Genomic DNA, 18,592 nt, shown 5'->3' with positions numbered 1-18,592 from the left:
GCGGGGCCGGTGCGGGGCCGCGGGAGGCGGCGCCGCTAGCGGGCGATCTCCAGCACCCGCAGCGCGACCGCGACGTCGAGGCGCAGGTGCGGGTCGCTCGAGAGCGGCCCGAGCAGCCGCTCGAGCTTGGAGACCCGGTAGCGCATCGTGTTGTAGTGGAAGAACTGCAGGCGGGCCGCCTCGGCGACGTTGAAGTTCGTGTCCAGCAGCACCTGCAGGGTGTCGCGCAGGTCGGCCGCCTCGGTGGTCGCCTCGGCGAGCGGACCGAGCACGTCGCGGGTGAAGGCCCGCAGCTCGCCGGTGTCGGGGATCAGCGCGATCAGCCGGTGCAGCCCGAGCTGGTCGAAGAACGTCGTCGACCCGCCGCCGGAGACGCGGCGGCCGATCTCGACCGCCCGGCGCGCCTGCGCGTAGGCCTCGGGCAGCGCCTCGAGCGAGGAGGCGACCCGGCTCACCCCCACCGAGAACGGCCGCCGGCCGCCGCCCTTGTCCCCGGTGACCGCGGTGACCGCACGTCGTACGACGTCGTGCCCGGCGACCGCGGCCTCGGCGCCGGACCCGAGCTCACCGACCGGGAGCAGCGTGACCACCTCGGAGGAGAAGTCCACGCTGGGGGTGGCGGGGTCGAGGGCCCGGGTCACCTGACGCCAGGCCGCGGAGAACCGCTCCTGCCACTGGCGGCGCTGCGCCCGGGACGGAGCCGGCTCCTCGGGCCCGGGCGGGTCGATCTCGGCGCAGACCACGACCACCGGGCGCCCCAGGTCCCACCCGAAGGTGTCGGCGTGCTCGGCGACGTAGTCGTCGTCGGAGGTGCGGCGCAGCAGCAGGTCGCGCAGGAAGTCGCCGCGGTACTTGTTCTCGACCGCGGTGACGGCCTCCTCGCGCGTGATCAGCAGCGCCGCCACCGCGGCGGCCCGCTCGAGGGCGTGCACGTCGTCGGCGTCGATCGGCCCGTTGCCGCGCAGGCAGACCAGCCGGGCCAGGTCCACGCCGCCGGCGGCCACCCGCAGGCTGCGCACCTCGCCCGCGCCCGCCCGCGCCGACTCGCCGATCCGCTCGGTGCGCAACCGGCCGGTCGGGTCGAGCAGCCCGTGCTCCTCGAGCAGCCCGCGGTGCTCCTCGGAGAACGCCGCGGCCCGTTCGCGGCCGTCGGTGGAGCTGAACGCGACGCCCACGTCGAGCACCCGCGCCACCTCCGCGGCGATGCCGTCGAGGTTGCCGCCCTCCAGCACGATCTGGGTCAGCCCGGTGTGCAGGGCGTCCACCCGGGCGAGCGCCACCGCAGCCCCACGCTCATTCGGTGTCAAGGTTTGCGCTCCCTCCGGACGATCGTTGGCACAACCTCACATCGGCAAACCGTAACCTGCGCCACTAGCGTCGGGGACCGTGGCTCCCGACTCTCCCGCTCCGGGCTCCCCCGCCCCGGGCTCGCTGGCGGTCAGCGCGCCGCCACGGGTGCGTGAGCGGCTGCGCCGGGCCCCCGACGGACCCCGGCCGGTGCTGCACCGGGGACGGCACGCGGTCTACATCGACCTCGACGGCTGGTGCCTCGGCGTGGTCGGTCGGGCCGCGGCCCAGGTCCCGAACGCGCTGCGCCTGGTCAGCGAGGACCTCGGCGCGCTCGAGGGGCGCACGGCCCACGTCGCCGACGGGCTCCTGCACCTCGACGGGGTCCGGCTGCACCCCGGCCGCCTGGTCGACACCGGCGTACCCGGTCTGCCGGCGGCCGCGCTGTGCCTCGACGCACCCCCGGCCGCGGAGCCGGCGCTGCCCGCCGAGGTGGTCGCCTTCGCCGCGGCCGCGGACCTGGCCGGTGACCCGGCGCGCCCGCTGGCGGCCGCCCAGGTGGCCCACCTCGTGGGCCGGGGTGGTGGCCTGACCCCGCTCGGCGACGACGTGCTCTGCGGCTGGCTGGCCACGCACCGCGCCGCCGGTCGGCCCACCCCGGTGGTGGACGCCGCGGTCCGCTCGCTGGCCGCCCGCACCACCCTGCTGTCCGCGACGCTGCTGGACTGCGCGCTCCACGGCGAGGTGCTGCCGGAGTTCGCCTCCTACCTGACCGCCGTCGGCACCCCCGACGAGCCCGCCCGGGCGGCCCGCCTCGCCGCCGTGGGCCACACCTCCGGCGGCGGCCTGCTCTACGGCGCGCTGCTGGCCCGGACCCAGCTCCACCACACGAACGGAGTCGCTGCATGACCGACCTGACCCACGTCGAGCTGCGCGCCGGCGCCTACGCCGACTCGGTGACGCTGCTCCAGGTGAGCCGCACCGTGCAGGGCGTCGACGGCGTCGCTGCGGCGCAGGTGGCGATGGCCACCGCCCTGAACCTCGACGTGCTGACCCAGATGGGCTTCGCCGTCCCGGCCGAGGCGGGCACCAACGACATGGTGGTCGCCGTGCGGGTGACCGACCAGGAGGCGCTGGACCGGGCGCTCGCGGCGGTGGACCAGGCGCTGCGCGACGCGAGCCGGCGCGACACCGGGCCCAGCGAGCTCGCGCCGCCCCGCACCACCGGCGCGGCCCTGCGGCACGCCACCGACGGGCTCGCGCTGGTCTCCGTGCCCGGCGCCAGCGCGCTGGTCGAGGCGATGGACGCCCTCGACGCGGGCCGGGACGTGATGATCTTCAGCGACAACGTGCCGCTGGACCAGGAGATCGCCCTGAAGCGCACCGCCACCGCCCGCGGGCTGCTGGTGATGGGCCCGGACTGCGGCACCGCGGTCGTGGGCGGTCTCGGCCTGGGCTTCGCCAACACCGTCGCCCCCGGCCCGGTGGGCCTGGTCGCCGCCTCCGGCACCGGCTGCCAGCAGCTGCTGGCGCTGCTCGACCACGCCGGGGTGGGCGTGACCTCCGCGCTCGGGGTCGGCGGGCGCGACCTGTCCTCCGACGTCCGCGGGCTGTCCACCCGGGAGGCGATGCGCCGGCTCGACGCCGACCCCGCGGTCGAGCTCGTCGTCGTGGTGTCCAAGCCACCGGCCGAGGCGGTGGCCGCGGAGATCCAGGAGTACGCCGCCACGCTGGACACCCCGGTCGAGCTCGCCCTGCTCGGGGCCGGCCGGCCGGACCTCACCGCGGCCGCGGAGGCGGTGCTGCGCCGGCTCGGCCACGCCGTACCGTCCTGGCCCGCCAGCGGCGAGGCCGCCCCCGCCACCCGCGGCACCGCGCTGCGCGGGCTGTTCGTCGGCGGCACGCTGTGCGACGAGGCGATGCTGATCGCCACCGAGGCCCTCGGCCCGGTGCACAGCAACATCCCGCTCTCCCCCGGGCTCGAGCTCGACGCCGACCTCGCGGCCCCGGCCGGCGGGCCGGGCCACACGTTCGTCGACTTCGGCGACGACGCGCTGACCGCCGGCCGCGCCCACCCGATGATCGACCCGACCCTGCGCCTGGACCACCTGGCCCGGGTGGCCGCCGACGAGCGCACCGCCGTGGTGCTGCTCGACGTGGTCCTCGGTCACGGGTCCGAGCCCGACCCGGCGGCCCTGCTCGCCCCGGCGGTCTCGGCCGTCACGGCGGCCGGCGTACCCGTCGTGGTGGCGGTGGTCGGCACCGACGCCGACCCGCAGGGGCTGGATCGCCAGGTGCGCGCCCTGGTGGCGGCCGGCGCCGAGGTCCACCTGTCCAACGCCCGCGCGGCCCACCGCGCGCTGGAGCTCCTCCCCTCGACCGGAAAGGCCCGCTGATGAGCACGCCGACCACCGTGGTGTCCGCCGGCGCGGACCTGTTCGCCGACGCCGTGGCCGCCCAGGCCGTGGCCGTCACCCGCGTCGACTGGCGCCCGCCGATGACCGGCACCGAGGCCGACCTGGCCACGGTGGCGGCCGACCCGCTGCGGCACGAGGCCAACCAGCGGGCGCTGGCCGCGATGCTGGGCACGACCGCCCACCTGGTCGACGTGGCCCCGGCCTCGGAGGTGCTGGGCCTCGAGCCCGGCCAGTTCCTGCACGCCGGGCCGCCGATCACCTGGGACCGGGCCTCCGGCCCGCTGCGCGGCGCGCTGATGGGCGGCGCGGCGCTGGAGGGCCTGGTGGCGGACCCGGAGGACGCCGTACGCCTGTTCGAGCGCGGCACCGACGTCTCGCTCGACCCCTGCCACCACCACCGGGCGGTCGGCCCGATGGCCGGCGTGGTCACGCCGAGCATGTGGATGTTCGTGCTCGAGGACCTCGCCACCGGGGCCCGCACCCACTGCTCGCTCAACGAGGGCCTGGGCAAGGTGCTGCGCTACGGCGCCTACGGGCCGGAGGTGCTGACCCGGCTGCGCTGGATGCGCGAGGTGCTCGGCCCGCTGCTGCAGGGCGCGGTCCGCACCACCGTCGACTTGAGCGGCCCGGTCGACGTCACCGGCATCCTCACCCAGATGCTGCAGATGGGCGACGAGGCGCACAACCGCAACCGGGCCGGCACGCTGATGCTGCTGCGCGACCTCGCACCGGCGTTGGTGACCAGCGGCGCGGACGCCGGCGACGTGGCCGAGGTGCTGCGCTTCGTCGGCGGCAACGACCACTTCTTCCTCAACCTCGCGATGCCGGCCTGCAAGCTGGCCCTCGACGCCGCCCGCGGCACCGAGGGCTCGACGATGGTGGTCGCGATGTCCCGCAACGGCACCGACTTCGGCGTCCAGGTGGCCGGCACCGGCGACGAGTGGTTCACCGGGCCCGCGCAGCTCGCCGACGGGCTCTTCCTCGGCGACTACGGGCCCGACGACGCCAACCCCGACATCGGCGACTCGGCGATCACCGAGACCGCCGGCATCGGCGGCTTCGCGATGGCCACCGCGCCCGCGATCGTGCGGCTGGTCGGTGGCTCGGTGCCCGACGCGCTGGCCACCACCCGCCGGATGCACGAGATCACGCTGGGCGAGAACCCGCGCTGGTCGGTGCCGGTCCTGGAGTTCCAGGGCGTGCCCAGCGGCATCGACGTGACCCGGGTCTGCCGGACCGGCATCCTTCCCCAGATCAACACGGGAATGGCCGGCAAGGTCGCGGGCGTGGGCCAGGTCGGCGCCGGCCTGGTCACCCCGCCGGCGGAGATCTTCCCGAAGGCGCTCGCCCGGCTCGCCGAGCTCACCCGCGCCCGCGGCTGAGCCCGCGCTCGGCGGGACGTCATCCGAGGCGGTCGTCCCCGCGACCGCCCCGGACGACGTCCGGGGTGGGTCGCCAGAGCGCGCGGGCCAGGTCGACCTTGCCGGAGGGGCGCAGCGGGGTGCCCTCCTCGAGGTGGTGCTGGTGCGCCTCGCCGTCGTGGCAGTCCGGGGGCGAGCCGTCGGCCCGGACCACCCGCCACCACGGCACCGGGCCGCCGTACGCCGACATCACCGACCCGACCTGGCGGGGTCCGCCCCCGCCGAGCACGGCCCCGACCGCCTCGGCGATCGCGCCGTACGTCGTGACCCGGCCGCGCGGCACCTGCTCGACGCAGACCAGCACCAGCTCGGCGTACTCCTCGGGGTCCAGCCGCGCCATCAGTCCTCCCGCGCCAGGGCCAGCGAGGCGACGACCATCGCCACCAGTGCGACCGAGAGGCCGGCGACCCAGACGCCCGGGAGGTCCGACCGGGCCCGGACGACGAGCGCGGCCCCGAAGACCGCCGGCGCCACCAGCCAGGCACCGGCGCCGCGCCCGACCCAGCGCCGGACGGTCGCCGGGTCGACCCCGAGCCGATCGGGGCCGTAGGACGCCAGCAGGCCGGCGACGTGGGCGGCCAGCAGCAGCGCGACCGACGGCAGCGCCCAGGCGTGCAGCCCGTCGCGGAACGCGACCCCCCACCAGACCAGCACCGCGCCCAGGGCCCCCGTGCCGACCCCGGACTCGGGCACCCGGGCGTAGCACAGGGACAGCACCAGCACCAGCACGACCAGCCAGGGCCGCGGCCACGCGCCGGCCGGCCCGGTGCACAACAGCGCCAGCACCGGGGCCACGGCCGCCACCAGCCGCAGCGCCCACTGGCCGGGGCTCCACTCGGCGATCATCGGGCGGGCACCTGGGGCAGCTGGGCGCGCCGGGCGAGCCGGCGCAGCACGTCGTCGAGGGTGCCCGGGCCGCGCCACGGCACGACCGGGCAGCCGAGGGCGGCCAGCCGGTCCAGCACCTCCCGGCGCTCGACCCGGCGCATCCGCCACGCCAGCGCGGCGATCGCGGGCTCGGTGCCCTCCACCACCGCCGGCGCGGCGTCCTCCGGCAGCGTGTCCACGACCAGCACCGGCAGGCCGCGACGCACCAGCGTCGCGGTCACCGAGGCCATCACCTCCGAGAGCATCGGGGAGAGCACGATCACCACGGTCCCGGCCTCCGCCCGCAGCTGCACCCGGTCGGCCTCCATGGCCCGGGGGGTGCCGACCTGCAGCCCCGCCAGTCGCCCCAGCAGGACCTGCAGGTGCCGCTGCCCGGTGCCGTAGCCCACCGACTCCCCGCCGGTGCCCACGACCCGCAGGCCGACCCGGTCACCGACCCGGACGTGGTGCTCGGCCACCGCCGCCGCGGCCCGCACCGACACGTCGAGGCTGCTCGCCTCGCCGCCGAGGCCGCCGGAGCGACCGTGGTCGGCCAGCGCGTCGACCAGCAGCAGCACGGCGCTGTCCTCCTCGCCCCGGGTGCTGACCACGTGCAGCGCGTCGCTGCGCAGTGAGACCCGCCAGTGGATCCGTCGCAGCCGGTCGCCGGTCTGGAACGGCCGGATCGACGCGAGCTCGGTCCCCTCGCCCGGCCGGCGGGAGCGGTGCGCGCCGACCAGGCCCAGCGGCTGCGGCGCCTCGGCCCGCGAGTCGAACGGCGCCCGCACGGGCAGCGCCTGCAGCTGGCTGCCGACCAGGATCACCGGCCCCCACCGGTAGCCCGCCCAGCGGCTGGTCAGCGCGACGGCGTCGGCGCCCAGCTGCCGCCGTCCGAACCGGCGGGGGCCGACCTCGAGGGCGGGCAGCTCGCCGTCACTCCCCACCAGCCGGCCGACCCGCCCCGAGGACGGCTGCAGCGCCACGTGCGGCACCGCCGCGGCCAGCCGGGTCGCGTGCTCGACGCCGGCCAGGTCCTCGCCGTGCAGCCGGGACGTCGTGCCCTGCCCCTCGTGCAGCAGCACGTGGTCCAGCGAGGTGCTCAGCCGCGGCGCGGACCGGGGCCGGTGCACCAGGCCGAGCGCGCCGAGCAGCAGGAACGGCGCGGTCAGCACCATGATCACCGGCTCGCCGAACAGCACGGCGACCGCGGTGCCGAGGCCGCCCAGGCCCAGGGCCCGGCCGAGCGCCGCCGTCGGTCGCCAGCCGTCCATCAGTACGACGCGCCCTCGACGGGGCCGCCGAGGGGGCCACCGACGGCGCCCTCCAGGGTGGGCGGGGTCGGCACCGCCGCCAGCACCTCGTCGACGACCCGCCGGCCACTGGCCTCGGTCATCCACAGCTCCGGGCGCACCGTGATCCGGTGCGCCAGCACCGACCGCGCGACCGACTTCACGTCCTCGGGCACCACGTAGTCCCGGCCCCGGAGCACCGCGAACGCGCGCGCGGTGAGCACCAGCGCCAGCGAGCCGCGCGGGCTGGAGCCGGTGAGCACCTCGGCGTGCTCGCGGGTCGCCGCCGCGAGCGCCACGCAGTACTCCCCCACGCTCGGGTCCACCCGCACCGTCTCGACCGCGGCCTGGAGCCCGGCCAGCCCGACGGCGTCGGTCACCCGGTCCAGGACCACCTCCTCGCGGCGGCGGTCGAGCCGGCGCGCGATCACGTCGTACTCCTCCGACGCCGTCGGGTAGCCGAAGCCCACCCGGAGCAGGAACCGGTCCAGCTGCGCCTCGGGCAGCGGGTAGGTGCCTTCGTACTCGATCGGGTTGGCGGTCGCGAGCACGTGGAACGGCTCGGGCAACCGGAACGTCTCGCCCTCCACCGTCACCTGGCGCTCCTGCATCGCCTCGAGCAGGGCCGACTGGGTCTTCGGCGGAGTCCGGTTGATCTCGTCGGCGAGCAGCAGCCCGGTGAACAGCGGGCCCCGGCGGAACTGGAACTCACCGCGGCGCTGGTCGTAGAGGAACGAGCCGGTCAGGTCGGCGGGCAGCAGGTCGGGGGTGAACTGGGCGCGGCGGAAGTCCAGCCCCAGCGCTTGGGCGAACGAGCGGGCCGCGAGGGTCTTGCCGAGCCCCGGGAAGTCCTCGAGCAGCACGTGCCCCTTGGCGAGGAGCGCCGCCAGCACCAGCGAGAGCGCCTGCCGCTTGCCGACCACGGCGCGCTCGACCTCGTCGAGCACCTGCCCGGCCACGCGGGAGGCCTCCTCGACGGTCGGCACCCTCTCGATCTGGTTCGTCACTGCTCCTCGATCCTCCTCAGGTAGTCGTCGATCTCGGCCCGGCTCAGTCGACGCGGGGGCCCCGCGAGCTCCTCGGCGAGGCGGCCGCCGGACAGCTCGACGAGCCGGTCGCGCAGGCCGGCGTCGGGCGTGCGCGCGGTCAGGTGGTCCTCGACGAGCCGGACGTAGGACGACAGCCGCGCATCCGACCCGCGCGGGACCACCGGCCGGCTCCCCGGGGCCGGCCACGGCGGCCCGCCCTCGTCGACGCTGTCGAGCAGCAGGCCCACGGCGGCACCGCAGACCAGCACGAGCAGCGCGAGCCGGGGCGCGTCCGGCTCGAAGTCGACGACGGCGAAGACCACGTCGAGCACCGCGAAGAGCAGCAGCGCGACCAGCGCGCGCAGCAGCAGCGTCCGCACGCCCGGGGCGCGGCGCCTCACCGGCGGGCCCCCGCGACGGCCTGCAGCCCCGCGTGGACGGCGTCGAGTGCGGCGAGCGCCTCGGCGCGCGCGGGCTCGCCCAGGGCGTGCTCGGAGAACCGGGCCTCCCGGAAGAGCGCGGCGAGCCGGGCCACCTGGGCGCTGTCGGCGTCGACGAGGTCGAGGACCCGCAGCGTGAACTCCGCCGAGGTCTCCCACGGCCGGCGTCGTAGGCCGGCCTCGGCCGCCTGCTCCTCGAACCGGTGCCAGGCGGCCACGATCGCGTTGCGCGGATCGCCCTCCTCGAGCAGCTCACGCTGCCGGGCCGCGTCGCGGACCATCTCGGCGGCGAGCCGCCGCGGGGTCTCGATCGCGTCGAAGTCGGCCTGCTCCGGCTCGGGCGGGGGCCGGCGCCGCAGCGTCCACGCCTCCCACAACCGGCGCAGCACCAGCATCAGCAGGCCGGCGAGCGCCACGACGACCACCACGAGGAGCACGCCCAGCAGCGCGCCGACCACCGGGTGGTGGCCCGCCGGCCGCTGCTGCGGCGGCCGCGACGACCGCGCGGCGGTGGGAGTCCCGGACGGCGTGGCGGTCCGGGTCGGCGTCACGCTCGCCCGGTGGGTCGCCGGTCCGGCGCCACGCAGCACGGCATCGGGCCCGATCGAGGCGGCCCAGGTGACCAGCAGCGACACCAGCAGCACCGTGCCGGCCACCGCCGCCACGGCGGTGACCGATGCCCGTCGTGCCCCCATGGGCGGTCAACCTAGCCCACGGGCTCCCACTGCCCCGCCCGCGCCGCGGGCGGGGCAGTGGTGGGGGTCAGTACGACGGCTGGCTCGGGTCCACCTGGTTGACCCAGGCGACCACGCCACCGCCCACGTGCACGGCGTCGGCGTAGCCGGCGCCCTTGAGCACCGCCAGCGCCTCCGCGGAGCGGACGCCGCTCTTGCAGTGCAGCACGACCTGCTTGTCGCTGGGCAGCTGACCCAGCGCGTTGCCGTTGAGGAACTCGCCCTTGGGGATCAGCACCGAGCCGGGGATCTTGTTGATCTCGTACTCGTTGGGCTCTCGGACGTCGACGAGCACGAAGTCGCGCTCGCCGTTCTCCCGCTCCTTGAGCATGTGCTCGAGCTGGGTCACCGAGATGGTCGAGCCGGCGGCCGCGTCGGCGGCGTCCTCGGAGATCGCCCCGCAGAAGGCGTCGTAGTCGATGAGCCCGGTGACCGTGGGGTTCGCACCGCAGAGCGCGCAGTTGGGGTCCTTGCGGACCTTCAGCTTGCGGTACTCCATCTCCAGGGCGTCGTAGATCATCAGCTTGCCGACCAGCGGGTCGCCGACGCCGGTGAGCAGCTTGATGGCCTCGTTGACCTGGATCGCGCCGACGCTGGCGCACAGCACGCCCAGCACGCCGCCCTCGGCGCAGCTGGGGACCATGCCCGGCGGCGGGGGCTCGGGGTAGAGGCAGCGGTAGCACGGCGCCTCGTCGCCGAGCGTCGGCGCGAACACCGAGGCCTGGCCGTCGAAGCGGTAGATCGAGCCCCACACGTAGGGGATGCCGAGGAAGTACGCCGCGTCGTTGACCATGTAGCGGGTCGCGAAGTTGTCGGTCCCGTCGACGATCAGGTCGTAGCCGCGGAAGACGTCCATGACGTTGTCGTTGTCCAGGCGCTGCTCGTGCAGCACCACCTCGACGTAGGGGTTGGCCTCGGCGATCGACTCCTTGGCCGACACCGCCTTGGACTTCCCGATGTCGGACTGGCCGTGGATGATCTGGCGCTGCAGGTTCGACTCGTCGACCTCGTCGAACTCCGCGATACCGAGCGTGCCCACGCCGGCCGCGGCCAGGTAGAGCAGCGCCGGGCTGCCGAGGCCTCCGGCCCCGATCACGAGGACCTTGGCGTTCTTCAGCCGCTTCTGGCCGGCCATCCCGACGTCGGGGATGATCAGGTGCCGGCTGTAGCGCCGCACCTCGTCGATGGTCAGCTCGTCGGCCGGCTCCACGAGTGGGGGAAAGGGCACAGCACGCTCCTCGAACTTGTTCTCGGTCTCCGGGTCTGCTCGGCACAACAGCCTCGGCACCTGCCATGTTCCCGGCGGCGCCGTGTCCCGCCGCACGCGGTCCGCCATCCGGACCGAGGTGACCAGCGGGTAGGCTGCGACCTCGCGGGGCGACCCGCACCGAGCCGAGGTCGAGGAGCATGCGTTGAGCGCCGGTCACTACGACACCGCCACCTCGCGGCCCCGCGGCGGCCGCATGCCGCGGCGTGAGCGTCGCGCCCAGCTGCTCGAGTCCGCCCTGGAGGTGTTCGTCGCGCAGGGCTACCACGCCGCGGCGATGGACGACATCGCCGAGCGCGCCGGCGTCTCGAAGCCGGTGCTCTACCAGCACTTCCCCGGCAAGCTCGACCTCTACCTCGCGCTGCTCGACGCCTCCTGCGACCTGATCATTGACCACTGCCGCCAGGCGCTGGAGTCCACCCAGGACAACAAGCAGCGGGTCGCGGCCACGATGGACGCGTTCTTCGAGTACGTCGCCGGCGACACCGGCGCGTTCCGCCTGGTGTTCGAGTCCGACCTCACCAACGAGACGGCCGTGCGCGCCCAGGTCGACCGGGTGACCAGCGAGTGCGCCTCGATGATCGCGCACGTCATCCACGACGACACCGGGCTGCCCGACCACCCCTCGCGCCTGCTGGCGGTCTCGCTCGTGGGAATGGCCCAGGTCAGCGCCCGGTTCTGGCTGTCGGAGGGCGGGGGCGGCATCTCCAAGGCCGACGCGGCCGCACTCGTGGCCGGGCTCGCCTGGCGCGGCATCCGCGGCTACCCGCTCACCGACGAACACTGAACCCGGCCCGGACCCAGTCCCGGACACCAGCCGGGCCCGCGTGGTCCGGACCCAGCCGACCCGAAAGGATCCGACCGTGGAGGTCAAGATCGGCGTCCAGCACGCCCCCCGAGAGCTCGTCGTCGACACCGACGAGAGCGCCGAGAGCGTCGAGAAGACCGTGACCGAGGCGGTCGCCTCCGGCGGCGTCCTCGTGCTCACCGACAGCAAGCACCGCAAGGTCGTGGTTCCGGCCGACAAGCTGGCCTACGTCGAGATCGGCGGCGGCGTCGTCGGGGCGGTCGGCTTCCGCAGCTGAGACGTCGCCCGCTGCGGCCGGCGGCGTACGTCAGAGGCGGGGCGGACCGCCGGCCGACATCTCGTCCACGACTTCGCGTGCCAGGTCGCCCAGCTCCATGTGCCGGGCGCTGCTGAGGTCCAACAGGTGCCGCAACGCCGCGTCCGCGTCACAGCGCCGCTCGGCCATGACGATGCCCCTGGCCTGCTCGATCTCCGGACGGGCCTCCAGCGCCGTCTGCAGCTGCTGGGCCATCTCCTGCAGCTCGTCGCGGGCCCGGAGCTCGTGAAGAGCGGTGCCGATCGCCGAGGCCAGCAGCACCACCTGCTCCACCAGCGGCGCCGACAGGCCGTGCCGGGCGGCGTAGACGCTCAGCACACCCACCTCACCGGTCCCGAACTCGAACGGCGCGCTCGCGGCGGCTCGAAGCTCACCGTGGATCCGGCCGCGCAGCGCCGGCCACCGCGGGTCGTCGGACATGTCGTCGGTCGTGATGAGGACTCCGGACGCGTGTGCCGCCAGCTGCGGCCCGGCAGCAGCGGACACCTGCCCCTCGTCGAGCTCTCGCGACTCCTGTGACGAGGTCAGCACGAGCAGGGGCGCCCCCGGGTCCCCCAGCGCGACGCTGACCTCGATCTCGTCCCCGAGGAGCTGCCGGCACACGCCCACGGCCTCCCTGAGGAGCTCGGGGGCCTCGGTGTGCCGGGCCGGCAGTGAGGCGAGGTCGATCACGGCCTGCGGCAGCCCCGCCCCGGACCCGGTGCTCGCCACGTCGGCGTCCAGCAGCATCCACACGAGCTCGACCGGGTGCCCCGGGAGCGCCGAGGCGAAGGCCTCGACGTCGACCGTGTCCCCGTCTCGGCGCCGCACCGCGAGCCGGCAGCGAGCGGTCTCCCCCTCGGCGGGGACCCGGCTGAGGAGGTCGCGCAGTGCCTGCCGACCCTCGGGGGCGACCAGGACGGCGAGCGGCTTCCGGACCAGGTCGGCGATCCCGGCGCCGACCAGCGTGGCGGCCGCGGAGTTGACGGCGCGGATGACACCGAAGCGGTCGGTGGAGACCACTGGCACCGGGACCAGCGAGATCGTGCGCTCGTGCTGGAGCGCGACCGCACGCTGGTCCCGCAGCAGCCCGACGATGTGCTCCTGCTGGGCGCGCAGGTCCGCGTCGGCGACCCGCAGCTCCTCGTAGGCCGTGTCGAGATCCTCGACCAACAGGCGCGAGTCACCGGCGCCCGCCAGCCTGGCCTCGTCGACACGTCGACGGAGAGCGCTCAGCTCGCTCGCGAAGGTCGCCGACCTCCAGATCGGGTCGTGCTCGGTGTGGTCCGCCATGACAGAATCTCCCTAGTGGAGCTCGCGGCGCCGCCGCGCCGCTGACGGCCCCGACTCTTCGCATCGTACAAGCCCGAGGAGGCGACGTCCGGTGACCGAGGTCTCGCGTCCCACCGTCGTCGTGGTCGGTGCCTCGGCCGGAGGTGTCGAGGCGTTGCGCGAGCTCGCCGCCGCGCTGCCGGCCGACTTCCCGGGTTGCGTCCTCGTGGTGCTCCACGTGCCGCCGAGCGGCGCCAGCGCCCTGCCGGCCATCCTGGCGCGTGCCGGCCCGCTGCCCGCGCGGCACGCGGTCGAGGGCGAGCCGCTCGCCGGGGGCACGATCCTCGTCGCGCCCCCCGACCGCCACCTCGTCGTCGCGGACGGCGTGGTCACGCTGACCCGAGGGCCCCAGGAGAACGGTCACCGTCCCGCCATCGACGTCCTGTTCCGGTCCGCCGCGAGGGCGCAGGGCCCCCGCGTGGTCGCGGTCGTGCTCTCGGGCTCCCTCGACGACGGGGCCGCCGGCATGGTGGCGGTCAGGCAGCAGGGCGGGGTCGGCCTCGTGCAGGACTTCGACGAGGCGCTGTTCGACGCCATGCCGCGCGCGGCGGCGACCGCCGCCGCCGTCGACCAGGTGTTGCCGGCGGCGGCGATCGCCACCGAGCTGGCCCGACTGGTGAAGGCGCCACCGGAGCCGGTCCCCGCCCCGACACCGCTGATGAACATGGAGACCGCCATGGCTGACCTGGCCCCCGGGGCCATGCACGACCCCGACCGTCCCGGCACGCCCTCGGGCTTCGCCTGCCCGGACTGCCACGGCGCGCTCTTCGAGATCACCGAGGGCCCGCTCGTGCGCTACCGGTGCCGGGTGGGGCACGCCTGGTCCCCCGAGAGCCTGGTCGCGCGCCAGACCGTGTCGCTCGAGAGCGCGCTGTGGATGGCGTTGCGGAGCCTGGAGGAGAAGGCCGCCCTCAACAGGGACCTCAGCGCCCGCGCCTCGGCCGGTGGACACGACCTGACGGCGACCCGGTTCCGCCGGACCGAGGAGGACGCGATCCGCGCAGCCGAGCTGGTGCGCGAGCTGATCGACAACATCGGTGGCACGATCTCTGCTCAGTCGTCGGTCTGAGCACAGGAGGAAGCCGTCCATGTCCAACGCCCGTGTCGACCCGGGCCTCGAGTCACTCCTCGAGCACATCAAGGAACAGCGCGGATTCGACTTCACCGGGTACAAGCGCGCCAGCCTGGAGCGCCGCATCCGACGCCGCATGGCCGTCGTCGGCCTCACCGACTTCGACGAGTACCAGGACCACCTCCTCGTGCACCCGGACGAGTTCACGGCCCTGTTCAACACGATCCTGATCAACGTGACCAGCTTCTTCCGAGACCCCGACGCGTGGGACTTCCTGCGGGAGAAGGTCATCCCGGAGCTGCTGGCCGTGCGTGAGGGCCAGCCGATCCGGGCGTGGAGCGCCGGTTGCGCCTCGGGCCAGGAGGCCTTCACCCTCGGCATGGTCTTCGCCGAGGCCCTCGGCGTGGAGGAGTACCGCGAGCGGGTGAAGATCTACGCCACGGACGTCGACGAGGAGGCGCTGGCTCAGGCCCGCCAGGCCACCTTCTCCGCCCAGGAGCTCGAGTCGGTGCCTGCGGGGCTGCGGGAGAAGTACTTCGAGAGCGCCGCGGGCCGGTTCGCGTTCCGCAAGGAGCTGCGCCGCTCGGTGATCTTCGGGCGCAACGACCTGATCCAGGACGCACCGATCTCGAACGTGGACATCCTCGCGTGCCGCAACACGCTGATGTACTTCAACGCCGAGACCCAGGCGCAGATCCTCGGCCGTCTCCACTTCGGTCTCAAGCCGGACGGCATCTTGTTCCTCGGCAAGGCCGAGATGCTGCTCGGCCACTCGGGAAGCTTTCGCCCGGTCGACCTGAAGCGACGGTTCTTCCGCAAGGTGCCCACCGGGCGCCGCGACCGCCGGGCCCTCACCACGCTCGCCGCGTCGGACGGGCCCGAGCTGAGCAAGGGCGAGCAGACCCGGCTCCAGCGCGCCGCCTTCATGTCGTCGGCAGCCGCCCAGATCGTCCTGGACTCCCAGGGCAGGCTCACGCTGGCCAACCACCGGGCGAACCACCTGTTCGGGCTCGGGGCCCGGGACCTCGGCCGCCCCATCCAGGACCTCGAGGTCTCCTACCGACCGACCGAGCTGCGCGGCCACCTCGACCAGGCCGCCGCCGAACGTCGCCCGGTCTGGCTGCGCGACGTCGAGTGGGTGAGAGGGACCGAGACGACGTCGTTCGACGTCCAGTTCCTGCCGATGAGCGACGAGAACGGCGCCGATCTCGGGGCGACGATCATCTTCAACGACGTCACGCAGTACCGCCAGCTCCAGCGGGACCTCCAGTACGCCAACCGCCAGCTCGCGACGGCCTACGAGGAGCTGCAGAGCACCAACGAGGAGCTCGAGACCACCAACGAGGAGCTCCAGAGCACGGTCGAGGAGCTGGAGACCACCAACGAGGAGCTCCAGAGCACCAACGAGGAGCTGGAGACGATGAACGAGGAGCTGCAGTCGATGAACGACGAGCTCCAGTACAGCAACGAGGCCCTGCAGGACCAGCAGGACCAGGTGGACCGGATGAACAAGTTCATGACCGCGGTCCTGGGCAGTCTCAGCTCCGGGGTGGTGGTGGTCGACCGAGACCTACGCGTCCTGGCCTGGAACGCCCGGGCCGAGGACCTCTGGGGGGTCCGTTCCGAGGAGGCGATCGGGGAGCCACTGCTCAGCCTGGACATCGGGCTGCCGCTCGACTCGCTCCGCCAGCCCATCCGCACGCGGTTGGGCGATCACGACGCGGAGCCCGAGTCCCAGGTGTTGCGGGCGGTGAACCGGCGCGGCCGGCCCATCGACGTGCGGGTCACGATCGCGATGATCCGGGACGCCGGGACGTCCTCGCCCGCCGTGATGCTGGCCATGGACGTGGTCGGCGAGGCCTGAGCCCGGGCTGTCGGTGCCTGACGCCGTCAGGAGTACGCGGTCAGGAGTCGAGGCCGAGCTCGGCCATCCGCTCGGCGTGCCGCTCGGTCAGCCGGGCGAACATCCGGCCGATCGCGGCCAGGTCGAGTCCGGGCCGGTCCACTCCCCCGGCCAGCAGCGCCGAGAGGGCGTCGCGCTCCGCGACGACCCGCTGCCCCTGGGTGAGCGCCTCGCCCATCAGCCGCCGGCCCCACAGGGCGAGCCGTCCCCCCAGCCGGGGCTCGGCGGCGATGGCCGCGCGGACCCGGTCGACGACGAACGCCGAGTGCCCGCTGTCCTCCAGCGAGGCCACCACCAGGTCACGGGTGTCGGCGTCGAGGTAGGCCGCGATCTCGCGGTAGAAGTCGTTGGCCAGGTTGTCGCCGACGAAGGCCTTGACCAGGCCCTCGTACCAGTCGGCCGGCGCGGTGTGCTCGTGGAAGAGGTCGATCGCGGAGCGGAACGGCGCCATCGCCGCGTACGGGTCGGCGCCGAGCTCGGCCAGCCGGTCCAGCAGCGGGCCGATGTGCCCGAACTCGGCGGTGGCCATCGCCCCGATCGCCACCTTGTCCTGCAGGTCGGGGGCCAGCTTGGCGTCCTCGCCGAGGCGCTCGAAGGCCGAGATCTCGCCGTACGCGATGGCGCCGAGCAGGTCCACCACGGCTTCGCGGTACTCGGCGTCCTGGAGGGCCGGCGGCCAGTCGGGCTGGGCGGCGCGCGCCGACGATTCGGGCGATTCGGGCATGCGCGCACCCTACCGATACAGTGCAGAGGAACCATCGTCGCGCCCGCCACCGGCGGGAAGCGTGCCAGGCATGTGCGCGGCAGGCCCTTGAGAGCGCTTGAGTGAGTCTTCCGCCCGGATGAAGTCCTTCCGCAGCAGCTACTCACGAAAGCAGAAGACGTGACCACGTTCCGAGAGCTCGGGGTCCTTCCCGAGATTTGCGACGCGCTCGAGCGCGCCGGCATCACGACCCCCTTCGCCATCCAGGAGATGACCCTGTCGGTCGCCCTGATGGGCACCGACCTGATCGGCCAGGCCCGCACCGGCACCGGCAAGACGCTGGCGTTCGGCATCCCGGTCCTGCAGCGCAGCGTCTCCCCCAAGGACCCCGACTACGCCGAGCTGCCGCAGGGCAAGCCCCAGGCCCTGGTCGTCGCCCCGACCCGTGAGCTGGCGCTGCAGGTCTCCAGCGACCTCGCGCTGGCCGGCAAGGACCGCGGCCTGCGCGTCCTCACCGTCTACGGCGGCGTTGGCTACGAGTCCCAGCTCGAGGCGCTCGAGTCGGGCGTCGACGTCGTCGTCGGCACCCCCGGCCGGCTCATCGACCTGGCCAACCGCCGGGCCCTCGACATCTCCCACGTGCACGCGCTGGTGCTCGACGAGGCCGACGAGATGCTGGACCTGGGCTTCCTGCCCGACGTCGAGCGGATCTTGAAGATGACCCCCGAGACCCGGCAGACCATGCTGTTCTCGGCCACGATGCCCGCCGCGATCGTGTCGCTGGCCCGCATCCACATGCGGCACCCGATGAACATCCGCGCGGAGTCGTCCTACGAGAACGCGACCGTACCCGCCACCGCGCAGTTCATCTTCCAGGCCCACGACCTCGACAAGCCCGAGATCGTCGGCCGGATCCTGCAGGCCGACGACGCCGGCAAGGTCATCGTCTTCACCCGCACCAAGCGCCAGGCGCAGCGAATCGCCGACGACCTGGCCGAGCGCGGCTTCAAGTCCAGCCCGCTGCACGGCGACATGCAGCAGGCGGCCCGCGAGCGGGCGATGGCGCGGTTCCGCGAGGACAAGATCCAGGTCCTCGTCGCCACCGACGTCGCGGCCCGCGGCATCGACGTGGCCGGCGTCTCCCACGTCATCAACTACACCTGCCCCGAGGACGACAAGACCTACGTCCACCGGATCGGCCGCACCGGCCGGGCCGGCGCGACCGGCGTCGCGGTGACCTTCGTCGACTGGGCGGACCTGCACCGCTGGAAGATGATCAACAAGGCCCTCGACCTGCCCTTCGACGAGCCGCAGGAGACCTACTCCACCTCCGAGCACCTCTTCCACGACCTCGGCATCGCGCCCGGCACGAAGGGCCGGCTCGTCGAGGCGCCCCCGCGCGAGCGCTCGCCGCGGCCCGAGCGCTCCGACCGCTCCGAGCGCACGGAGCGCTCCGGCGACCGCCCGTCCCGCAGCCGCAACCGGAGCCGCACCCGCAGCCGCAGTGGCCAGACCGTCGAGGGCGCGGAGGCCACCGCCAGTGCGGCCAGCGGCCCCGAGGGCCAGGACTCCGAGGGCGGCCAGCGCCCCGAGGGCGCCGGACGCAGCCGCAACCGTCGGCGCCGCCGCCCGTCCGGCTCGGGCTCCGGCGCGGCGGACGCCGCGCCCGCCTCGTCCGACTGAGCTCTCGGCCCCGGGGGCCGGGCCGCGCGAGCTGCGCGGCCGCCGG

Annotated in this window: 18 protein-coding genes; 8 read left to right on the top strand and 10 right to left on the bottom strand. The window is 74.4% G+C overall.

From position 1 onward, the window contains the following. Positions 1-35: 35 nt before the first annotated feature. Complete coding sequence (locus BJZ21_RS05440) at positions 36-1,307, bottom strand: PucR family transcriptional regulator (protein WP_179662821.1); 1,272 nt, start codon at positions 1,305-1,307, stop codon at positions 36-38. Positions 1,308-1,386: 79 nt separating this feature from the next. Between BJZ21_RS05440 and BJZ21_RS21665 the strand changes: the two genes are divergently transcribed. The 3 genes from BJZ21_RS21665 to BJZ21_RS05425 are packed head-to-tail and all read left to right on the top strand — an operon-like array spanning position 1,387 to position 5,086. Next, entirely contained in the window at positions 1,387-2,196 is an 810-nt protein-coding gene (locus BJZ21_RS21665) for an oxamate carbamoyltransferase subunit AllH family protein (RefSeq protein ID WP_179662820.1), read from the top strand. Further along, a complete protein-coding gene (locus BJZ21_RS05430) occupies positions 2,193-3,683 on the top strand; it encodes an AllF/FdrA family protein (RefSeq protein WP_179662819.1) in 1,491 nt (496 codons plus the stop codon). Before BJZ21_RS21665 ends, BJZ21_RS05430 begins: the two co-directional genes overlap by 4 nt. After that, the gene (locus BJZ21_RS05425; protein WP_179662818.1) at positions 3,683-5,086 is read left to right on the top strand and encodes a YlbE family protein; all 1,404 of its coding nucleotides are present in this window, start codon (positions 3,683-3,685) and stop codon (positions 5,084-5,086) included. Before BJZ21_RS05430 ends, BJZ21_RS05425 begins: the two co-directional genes overlap by 1 nt. A gap of 19 nt (positions 5,087-5,105) precedes the next feature. On the opposite strand, the gene BJZ21_RS05420 is transcribed toward BJZ21_RS05425, so the two are convergent. From BJZ21_RS05420 to moeZ, 7 genes are all read right to left on the bottom strand, one after another. Further along, positions 5,106-5,465, bottom strand: coding sequence for an MGMT family protein (locus BJZ21_RS05420; RefSeq protein ID WP_179662817.1), 360 nt, complete (start codon positions 5,463-5,465; stop codon positions 5,106-5,108). Further along, positions 5,465-5,971 carry a hypothetical protein gene (locus tag BJZ21_RS05415; protein ID WP_179662816.1) on the bottom strand — a complete coding sequence of 169 codons (507 nt, stop codon included), beginning with the start codon at positions 5,969-5,971 and terminating at the stop codon, positions 5,465-5,467. Before BJZ21_RS05415 ends, BJZ21_RS05420 begins: the two co-directional genes overlap by 1 nt. Then, complete coding sequence (locus BJZ21_RS05410) at positions 5,968-7,263, bottom strand: DUF58 domain-containing protein (RefSeq protein ID WP_179662815.1); 1,296 nt, start codon at positions 7,261-7,263, stop codon at positions 5,968-5,970. Before BJZ21_RS05410 ends, BJZ21_RS05415 begins: the two co-directional genes overlap by 4 nt. Then, the gene (locus tag BJZ21_RS05405) at positions 7,263-8,288 is read right to left on the bottom strand and encodes an AAA family ATPase (protein WP_179662814.1); all 1,026 of its coding nucleotides are present in this window, start codon (positions 8,286-8,288) and stop codon (positions 7,263-7,265) included. The genes BJZ21_RS05410 and BJZ21_RS05405 overlap by 1 nt, the downstream gene beginning before the upstream one ends. Beyond that, complete coding sequence (locus tag BJZ21_RS05400) at positions 8,285-8,710, bottom strand: hypothetical protein (protein WP_179662813.1); 426 nt, start codon at positions 8,708-8,710, stop codon at positions 8,285-8,287. The genes BJZ21_RS05405 and BJZ21_RS05400 overlap by 4 nt, the downstream gene beginning before the upstream one ends. Next, complete coding sequence (locus BJZ21_RS05395) at positions 8,707-9,444, bottom strand: DUF4129 domain-containing protein (protein WP_179662812.1); 738 nt, start codon at positions 9,442-9,444, stop codon at positions 8,707-8,709. Before BJZ21_RS05395 ends, BJZ21_RS05400 begins: the two co-directional genes overlap by 4 nt. Before the next feature lie 67 nt (positions 9,445-9,511). Further along, positions 9,512-10,711 carry an adenylyltransferase/sulfurtransferase MoeZ gene (gene moeZ, locus BJZ21_RS05390; protein WP_179662811.1) on the bottom strand — a complete coding sequence of 400 codons (1,200 nt, stop codon included), beginning with the start codon at positions 10,709-10,711 and terminating at the stop codon, positions 9,512-9,514. Between the two features lie 184 nt (positions 10,712-10,895). Between moeZ and BJZ21_RS05385 the strand changes: the two genes are divergently transcribed. Then, positions 10,896-11,537, top strand: a complete 642-nt coding sequence (locus tag BJZ21_RS05385; protein WP_425490501.1) for a TetR/AcrR family transcriptional regulator — start codon at positions 10,896-10,898, stop codon at positions 11,535-11,537. A 76-nt stretch (positions 11,538-11,613) separates the two neighbouring features. Next, entirely contained in the window at positions 11,614-11,835 is a 222-nt protein-coding gene (locus BJZ21_RS05380; protein ID WP_179662810.1) for a DUF3107 family protein, read from the top strand. Positions 11,836-11,865: 30 nt separating this feature from the next. Here BJZ21_RS05380 and BJZ21_RS05375 read toward each other — a convergent pair whose 3' ends face one another. Then, positions 11,866-13,146: an ANTAR domain-containing protein gene (locus BJZ21_RS05375; protein WP_179662809.1), complete on the bottom strand. Its 1,281-nt coding sequence runs from the start codon at positions 13,144-13,146 to the stop codon at positions 11,866-11,868. 91 nt (positions 13,147-13,237) lie between these two features. Here BJZ21_RS05375 and BJZ21_RS05370 point away from each other — a divergent pair, with 91 nt between their 5' ends. Together BJZ21_RS05370 and BJZ21_RS05365 are read left to right on the top strand one after the other, a co-directional pair. Then, the gene (locus BJZ21_RS05370) at positions 13,238-14,254 is read left to right on the top strand and encodes a chemotaxis protein CheB (protein ID WP_179662808.1); all 1,017 of its coding nucleotides are present in this window, start codon (positions 13,238-13,240) and stop codon (positions 14,252-14,254) included. A 19-nt stretch (positions 14,255-14,273) separates the two neighbouring features. After that, positions 14,274-16,121: a CheR family methyltransferase gene (locus BJZ21_RS05365; protein ID WP_179662807.1), complete on the top strand. Its 1,848-nt coding sequence runs from the start codon at positions 14,274-14,276 to the stop codon at positions 16,119-16,121. A 40-nt stretch (positions 16,122-16,161) separates the two neighbouring features. Here BJZ21_RS05365 and BJZ21_RS05360 read toward each other — a convergent pair whose 3' ends face one another. After that, positions 16,162-16,884, bottom strand: coding sequence for a ferritin-like fold-containing protein (locus tag BJZ21_RS05360; RefSeq protein WP_179662806.1), 723 nt, complete (start codon positions 16,882-16,884; stop codon positions 16,162-16,164). A 159-nt stretch (positions 16,885-17,043) separates the two neighbouring features. Here BJZ21_RS05360 and BJZ21_RS05355 point away from each other — a divergent pair, with 159 nt between their 5' ends. Beyond that, on the top strand, positions 17,044-18,546 hold the full coding sequence (locus BJZ21_RS05355) for a DEAD/DEAH box helicase (protein ID WP_179662805.1): 1,503 nt from the start codon (positions 17,044-17,046) through the stop codon (positions 18,544-18,546). The last annotated feature ends 46 nt before the right edge of the window (positions 18,547-18,592 follow it).

The sequence above is a fragment of the Nocardioides panaciterrulae genome (assembly GCF_013409645.1).
Classification (GTDB): domain Bacteria; phylum Actinomycetota; class Actinomycetes; order Propionibacteriales; family Nocardioidaceae; genus Nocardioides; species Nocardioides panaciterrulae.
Note: the sequence above shows the minus strand (reverse complement) of the source record. Positions and strands in the feature narration are given on the sequence as shown.

Excerpts from the sequence above, each read along its gene's own strand:
- BJZ21_RS05425 (WP_179662818.1), top strand. The coding sequence starts at position 3,683 with ATGAGCACGCCGACCACCGTGGTGTCCGCCGGCGCGGACCTGTTCGCC.
- BJZ21_RS05410 (WP_179662815.1), bottom strand. The coding sequence starts at position 7,263 with ATGGACGGCTGGCGACCGACGGCGGCGCTCGGCCGGGCCCTGGGCCTG.
- BJZ21_RS05360 (WP_179662806.1), bottom strand. The coding sequence starts at position 16,884 with ATGCCCGAATCGCCCGAATCGTCGGCGCGCGCCGCCCAGCCCGACTGG.
- BJZ21_RS05415 (WP_179662816.1), bottom strand. The coding sequence starts at position 5,971 with ATGATCGCCGAGTGGAGCCCCGGCCAGTGGGCGCTGCGGCTGGTGGCG.
- BJZ21_RS05395 (WP_179662812.1), bottom strand. The coding sequence starts at position 9,444 with ATGGGGGCACGACGGGCATCGGTCACCGCCGTGGCGGCGGTGGCCGGC.
- BJZ21_RS05365 (WP_179662807.1), top strand. The coding sequence starts at position 14,274 with ATGTCCAACGCCCGTGTCGACCCGGGCCTCGAGTCACTCCTCGAGCAC.
- BJZ21_RS05420 (WP_179662817.1), bottom strand. The coding sequence starts at position 5,465 with ATGGCGCGGCTGGACCCCGAGGAGTACGCCGAGCTGGTGCTGGTCTGC.
- BJZ21_RS05375 (WP_179662809.1), bottom strand. The coding sequence starts at position 13,146 with ATGGCGGACCACACCGAGCACGACCCGATCTGGAGGTCGGCGACCTTC.
- BJZ21_RS05430 (WP_179662819.1), top strand. The coding sequence starts at position 2,193 with ATGACCGACCTGACCCACGTCGAGCTGCGCGCCGGCGCCTACGCCGAC.